Origin of the sequence: Desulfovibrio sp. An276 (assembly GCF_002159665.1) — a bacterium.
Taxonomy (GTDB): domain Bacteria; phylum Desulfobacterota; class Desulfovibrionia; order Desulfovibrionales; family Desulfovibrionaceae; genus Desulfovibrio; species Desulfovibrio faecigallinarum.
Genome location: NZ_NFJC01000023.1, coordinates 46,506 through 52,554 on the forward strand (window position 1 = coordinate 46,506; position 6,049 = coordinate 52,554).

The window sequence follows — 6,049 nt, forward strand, 5'->3', positions numbered from 1 at the left end:
GACCTCATCTTCTATATAACCATCTTGCGCAGTTTTTGCGAGAACAGGTCAAAGACCGTGACAACCAGGACGATAATGGCCATGACAGCGCAGGTGCGCTGGAAGTCGAAGCTGCGGATGAGTTCCCACAGGACCATGCCTATGCCTCCTGCCCCGACCATGCCCACGACCGTGGCGGAGCGGACATTGGCCTCGAAGCGGTAGAGAGAGTAGGAGATCCACAGGGGGAACACCTGGGGCAACACACCGTAGACCACTTCTTCCACGTAGGAGGCGCCTGTGGAGCGCACACCTTCCACAGGGGCTGTCTCAATGGCTTCCACGGCCTCGGAGAAGAGCTTTGCCAGTGTGCCTGTGGTGTGCACCCACAGAGCCAGCACGCCCGCGAAGGGGCCAAGGCCCACGGCAACCACGAAGAGCATGGCGAAAACCATCTCGTTGATGGCGCGTGCTGCGTCCATGAGGCGGCGTACAGGCTGGTTGATGTACCAGGGCACCATGTTTTCGGCAGAGAGGATCCCCAGGGGAATGGCGCAGATAACAGCAAGGACAGTGCCCCAGATGGCCACCTGCAATGTGACCAGCATTTCTTTTGCGTACAGCTTCCAGTCCGTGAAGTTGGGCGGGAAGAAGTCCGCAAGGAGGGTGGCAATGTTTCCGCCATCCCGGATCAGGGTCATGGGCTTCATCTCTGCGCCCTGCCAGGACCACACAAGGAGGGCTGCCACAATGACCCAGGAGAAGAGTCGGTTGAATTTCTCCCTGGCCTCCAGAGGAGGCGTCAGGGAGTGTCTGGAGGGTGAATTGTTCATGGAAAATCAGTCTTTTTCGGATGCCTTGCTGCTACTTCGCGGCCTTGGCAAGGGTGGCGAGCTTTGCGTCGATTTCGGCGATTTTGGCCGACTTCTCGGCAGCGCTCATGTCGCTTGCCTCAACCTTCATCTTTTCGCGGAAGAGCTCAAGCTGGCGCAGGGGCAGAAGCTGGCTGTTGTCGGACTTCTTGAAGGGGCCCCAGGCGAGGTTGGTGAGAATCTTGCGCTCTCTTTCGACATTGGGACCGGTGACACCGTAGGAGAAGATGAAGTCGGCAATCTTTTTCTTGGTGGCGTCGGAGAGGTCCGTACGCCAGACCAGCGGATCGCTCGGGATGGTCGGGGACTTCCAGATGACTGCGAGCTTTTTGGCCTTCTCGGGGCTTGTGATCATGAGGCGGGCCATGCCTTCGTTGTTGAAGGTGGCGACGTCCACCTGGCCATTGGCAACGGCCAGGGCGTTGGCCTCATGGTTGGAGGAAACAACGCGCTTGAAGATCTTCTTGGGATCCTTGCCGTTCTTGGCAAAGACATAGTAGCCGGGCACAAGGAAGCCGGAGGTGGAGTTGGGGTCGCCGTTGCTGAAGGAAAGGTCCTTGGCGCGGGCAAACATGTCGTCGATGTTCTTTATGCCGCTGTCCTTGCGGGCCACGATGTAGGACCAGTAGCCGTCGTTGCCGTCGGTGTCGGTGGTCTGGGCAAAGACTTCGCCGCCGGCCCGGTCCACCATGACCATGGCACCCTTGTTGCCAACCCAGCTTATGTCAACCTTCTTGAAGCGCATGCCCTCGATGATGCCCGCGTAGTCGCTGGCAAAGAAGGCGTTGACCTTCATGCCCAGGGCCTTGCTCATATCGGCAAGGAAGGGATCCCAAAGGGTTCGCAGATTCTGGGAGGATTCGGTGGAAATGATGCCAAAGTTCAGTTCCTTCTGTTCCTCGGCGCTGGCTGTGCCGGCTGAAACGAGAAGCAGTGCGGCAAAGAGGAAGGCCAAAAGATGTCGGCGCATGCTTGAGTACTCCTTGTATTTTGAGATTCGGAATTTTGCGTGTGACAGGCGTGTTCGCCCGGAGGCCGAATGAGAAACAGTGGAGAGAGTAGGAAAAGTTGTCTTCAGCCTGTCGCGGTGCACTTTCTAGAAAAGAAATATTTTAAAAGTGTTTCACACAAGCGGCAAGTTTGTTACCTGTCACACCCTGCAGCTTTTCAATAATTTGAGAGAAGTTGCGTGTTATATTGTATAAAAGAAAAGTCCTGTAGTCACAAATTGGTGACAATACAGGACAGAAAAGGAATTTTTATGGCAAAAGTGCGTCGCAATTTAGGCCGCAGCACCCTGGACAAGCGGAGGTATTTCCTCTTCCTTCTTGCCGAAGAGGTCCTCGCTCTCGGCTCCGTAGAGCTCGTTGAGCATTTCCCTGGTGAGGTTTCTCGTGGGACCGTCGTAGACGATGTGGCCCTTCTTGAGCGCAATGGTGCGCGGGCAGTATTCGATGGCGTAGTTGACCTGGTGCAGAGTGACCACCACCGTGATGCCGTCCGTGCGGTTCAAAGCCTGCAGGGTAGACATGACAATGCGCGCGGACTCGGGGTCCAGGGAGGCAATGGGCTCGTCTGCCAGAAGCACCTCGGCCCTTTGCACGAGCGCCCTGGCGATGGCAGCTCGCTGCTGCTGGCCGCCGGACAGGGTGGAGGTGCGCTGCCAGGCCTTGTCGACAATGCCCACACGCTCGAGAGCCTTGAAGGCCAGCTCCTGATCATCTGGGGCAAAGCGGCCGGTAAGGCCTTTCAGGAAGGGGGTGCGGCTGAGGGCCCCGAGACAGACGTTGCGGGCAACGCTCAGGCGTCCAACAAGATTGAACTGCTGGAAGATGACGCCAATGTGGGTGCGCATCTCGCGGATGTCGCGGCTGATGCGGCCGTTTTCCTGGATGCAGTTGCCGTTCACAAGGATCTGCCCACTGTCCCTGTCGCCAGCGGTGAGGCCGCAGATGTGGCGCATGAGGGTGGACTTGCCGGAACCCGAAGAGCCTATGAGGGCAACCATCTCGCCCTTTTCGATATGCAGATTGATGTCGGACAGGGCCCTGACATTGGAAAAGCTCTTGTTCAGGTTGGTAACATGTATCATTGGAAAAGCTCCGGAATGTATAAGCCCTGCCGCAAATAAAAGTGACAGTTTTGTGTCAACGCAGTTCGACAGGAATTTGGCTTTGGGTATGGAATAAGTGCAGGCTTTTTTGCCCGAAAAATCGATGGTCGACTTTTAGTTGGAGTTTTTGACCTGCCGGTGTCGGCAAAATGAAGATTTTGTGACAGCAAAGAGCCTCCATGAGGGGCAAAAGCTGCGAAACAAGAGAAATGACAGGCTGTTGTGTCCCGTGCTTCGGGAGCACAGGGCCTTTTGGCTGGGACCCCGGCCTGGCGTGGCTTGCCCTCGGCTTTTGGCAAGGGGGAGAGTCCTGTCGCAGGCCGCCATTCAACAACACACCATGTGGACAACACAGCGCATGAAACCAGAAATCACAGGAGGTCTGGCATGTTTGCTTTTGCAAGATTGCTCAGTGAAATGTGCAGCCCGATTGCACGATTTATGGGCATGGGAGAGCGTCCTGGAGCGCTCACGCATGAAGCAGAGGAAGAGGAGCGCGCAAGCAAGCCTCTTGTGGGCGCAGACGATGGTCAGGAACATCGTCTTAAGGAGGCAGGCGCAGAAGGTGCCGAGCGCTCCGAGAGCAGGGGGCTGTCGCGCACAAGCACGGTAGTTGCCATAGCGCCCCTGCCCCTGGGCCTTGCTTGTGCTGGCATGGGCCTCGTGTCCGCAAGGTCCGGGAAAAACAGCGCTGCTTTCGCGAGCAGCAAGGTTTGGGAAGACAATATGAATGCATATTTTCGCACTCGCTCTCTGCTTTGGACAGCATTGGGTCAGCAGGAAGCAGACGATACGATTTTGATCCTCAAGGCCCTGGGCTTTGGGGATACAGTAGAGAAGGCTTGGGCTCAGCGAGACGTCAGGCAAACATGCGACACGGTTTTGATCCCCGAAGTCGTGGGCCTTGAGGAAACCGGGGAGAAGGCAGGGGAGCAGACAGACGTCGCGCAAACATACGACACGGTTTTGATCCCCGAAGGCGCAAGAGCCGAAACTGTGAAGAAGGCGGGGGAGCAGAGAGATGTCGCGCAAGCAGGCGACAGCGCTGTGACACATGAGACTCGCCGTGAGGTTGTCCGCAGGAAGGCACGGAAGAATGTCCGCAGTAATGTCCGCAAGGAGACTGCACAGGACGCCAGCGTGACGGAAGCGCAAAAAGAGCCCCGCGAGGGCGAGGATTGCGGCGAACAGGATATTGTGCGCCTTGAGCCAGAGGACTTTGCCACTGTGCTTGGGAAGGAGAAGGAGCTTTTGGAGGTGGCAGTGCCAGTCCTTGAGCGCCTCTTCAGGCAGATGCCCGATTGCCTCTTCACCCTGGCAAATGCCAGGGGTGTTGTGCTTGAGACCTGGGGGAACGGCAGCATTGCCGGCCTTGAGAAGGGATCCCTTGCCAACGAGTATACGCCGGCCATTGCCGGCATGACCACGGCTCTGGTCACCGGAAGGCCCGGTATCGCGAGAAGGCAGGGAGGAAGCGGAAACGAAACCCTTGTCTGCGTCTCGGCACCCATCAACGACGAGGGCGGGACAACGCTTGCCTGCGTCACGGTGACAAGCAGGGACAATCACCCCTATCTGAATGTCATAGCCGGAGAAGCTGCCGACAACATCGCTTCACAGCTTCGCCTGCGCGCAAGCCTTGCCAGGGAAAGCGCCCTTGTGGAGAATGCTGAGGAAGGCCTCATGGCAGTGGACGCAAGCGGCAGGATCCGCAGGGCAAACCGCGTGGCAAGGACCATGTGCAGCGTCAGCACCCTGCCCGAAAAGGCGCATCTTTCCCGCTTCTTCTGCTTGGGCTCGCTCCTTGAGGACATCGCCAGGGGCGAGGCCTTCTCCCGTGTGAGAGTGGAGCTCTACGACAGGGAACAAGAATGCGGAAGCGGTGAATACTGCCTCATGAGCTTTGTGCCCGGAGAGGACGGCGGCGTGCTGCTTTTGCGCTGCGCAGAAGAGGCCGCCAGCGAAGGAAAGGAGGTGGCAAGCGCGCAGACGGGCAAGTCCGCTCGGGGCAGGCTGCTTGGCGAAAGCCTGCGCATGCTTGAGTGCGAGCTCATCTCGGACGCCTTGCGCGAGGCAGAGGGCAATGTCACCCTTGCTGCAAGGAACCTCGGCATAGCCAGGAGTACGCTCTACTCGCGCCTTGAGCGCCACAACCTCCACCCCAGGGAATTTCGCTCCCTCGGGGCCTCCTCAAGGGCAAAGCAGAGAACACGCAAAAATGCTGCCGCCAGTGCAGAAAGGGAGGTGAGCGAAGCCGGTACCGCGCCCCGGGAGTAGCTGTGACGAGAGCCTGACATGAGACACATTGCCTGTGGGCCTCATCCGGGTGGGCCCCCCGGATGCCCTCTTGCAGTGGTTGCCAAAAGGCAGGATGCGACAAGCAAAGAGCCCCTTTGCAGGGGGGGGAAGCACACTATCTGGCGGACAGAATGATGAATGCTGCGAGCACGGCCGATGTTGCTGCCCAAAGAGCGCCAAGGCGAAGCATCAGGCGGCGCTCAAATGTGCGCAGCTCTCCCCTCGTGACCAGATTTTGTGCCACGATCTCTTGCGTGACCCTTGTCACGACCTCTGCCTGTCTGCGCGTGAAGCCTGCCTGTTCAAGCCTTTGGGCATGTTTTTGTGTGTCGAAGGGCATCATTATCGGTCTTCCTGTCTTGCCTTTTGTCTCTTCAGTCCCTTTTGGCATCCTGCAGCCAGTGGGTCAAGGGGAGCTGGTGGTTCTGAAAACCAGTTGACAAAGGGGGAGTGGTTGACGTCCTCCCCCGCCTGAAGGCGGAGGATTCCCTGCAGCTACAACCGCGTTAGCGATTACAGCCTTGGGTGGTTCCTGCTTCACGGGGGAGTGAAAGCTCCCCAGATCCATCAGTGATGATGGCACGCCCTGCCGCCAGTATGTTCAACGCAGCATTGTGATCCGCGTTGAGTTCAAATCCGCAGGATGTGCATTTGAACTGCTCCTGCGTGGGCCTGTTGTTTTTGTCCTTGTGCCCGCAGCGGCTGCATGTCTGGCTTGTATACTGAGGGGGCACAACAATGAGTTTTCCACCAAGCCAATCCAGCTTGTAGGCCAACTGGCGTCGAA

At 57.8% G+C, this 6,049-nt stretch carries 6 protein-coding genes; 1 reads left to right on the forward strand and 5 read right to left on the reverse strand.

Features of this window, described 5'->3' with window-relative positions; genetic code table 11:
* Nucleotides 1–11 precede the first annotated feature (11 nt).
* The 3 genes from phnE to phnC form a co-directional block, all read right to left on the reverse strand.
* Nucleotides 12–812: a phosphonate ABC transporter, permease protein PhnE gene (gene phnE / locus B5F76_RS09970; RefSeq protein ID WP_087353984.1), complete on the reverse strand. Its 801-nt coding sequence runs from the start codon at nucleotides 810–812 to the stop codon at nucleotides 12–14.
* Nucleotides 813–843: 31 nt separating this feature from the next.
* Complete coding sequence (gene phnD / locus B5F76_RS09975) at nucleotides 844–1,821, reverse strand: phosphonate ABC transporter substrate-binding protein (protein WP_087353987.1); 978 nt, start codon at nucleotides 1,819–1,821, stop codon at nucleotides 844–846.
* Between the two features lie 312 nt (nucleotides 1,822–2,133).
* Nucleotides 2,134–2,943 (reverse strand): phosphonate ABC transporter ATP-binding protein, encoded by an 810-nt coding sequence (gene phnC / locus B5F76_RS09980; protein ID WP_087353990.1) that lies wholly within the window; start codon nucleotides 2,941–2,943, stop codon nucleotides 2,134–2,136.
* Nucleotides 2,944–3,411: 468 nt separating this feature from the next.
* On the opposite strand from phnC, the gene B5F76_RS09985 reads away from it, so the two are divergent.
* Nucleotides 3,412–5,241 (forward strand): helix-turn-helix domain-containing protein, encoded by a 1,830-nt coding sequence (locus tag B5F76_RS09985; protein WP_162608795.1) that lies wholly within the window; start codon nucleotides 3,412–3,414, stop codon nucleotides 5,239–5,241.
* A gap of 136 nt (nucleotides 5,242–5,377) precedes the next feature.
* Here the strand turns inward: B5F76_RS09985 and B5F76_RS09990 are convergent, their stop codons facing one another.
* Both B5F76_RS09990 and B5F76_RS09995 read right to left on the reverse strand, forming a co-directional pair.
* Complete coding sequence (locus B5F76_RS09990) at nucleotides 5,378–5,605, reverse strand: DUF1640 domain-containing protein (protein ID WP_087353996.1); 228 nt, start codon at nucleotides 5,603–5,605, stop codon at nucleotides 5,378–5,380.
* Nucleotides 5,606–5,768: 163 nt separating this feature from the next.
* A partial coding sequence (locus B5F76_RS09995; RefSeq protein WP_144268460.1) for a zinc ribbon domain-containing protein occupies nucleotides 5,769–6,049 on the reverse strand: 281 nt, incomplete at its 5' end.

Excerpts from the sequence above, each read along its gene's own strand:
- phnE (WP_087353984.1), bottom strand. The coding sequence starts at position 812 with ATGAACAATTCACCCTCCAGACACTCCCTGACGCCTCCTCTGGAGGCC.
- phnD (WP_087353987.1), bottom strand. The coding sequence starts at position 1,821 with ATGCGCCGACATCTTTTGGCCTTCCTCTTTGCCGCACTGCTTCTCGTT.
- phnC (WP_087353990.1), bottom strand. The coding sequence starts at position 2,943 with ATGATACATGTTACCAACCTGAACAAGAGCTTTTCCAATGTCAGGGCC.
- B5F76_RS09985 (WP_162608795.1), top strand. The coding sequence starts at position 3,412 with ATGGGAGAGCGTCCTGGAGCGCTCACGCATGAAGCAGAGGAAGAGGAG.
- B5F76_RS09990 (WP_087353996.1), bottom strand. The coding sequence starts at position 5,605 with ATGATGCCCTTCGACACACAAAAACATGCCCAAAGGCTTGAACAGGCA.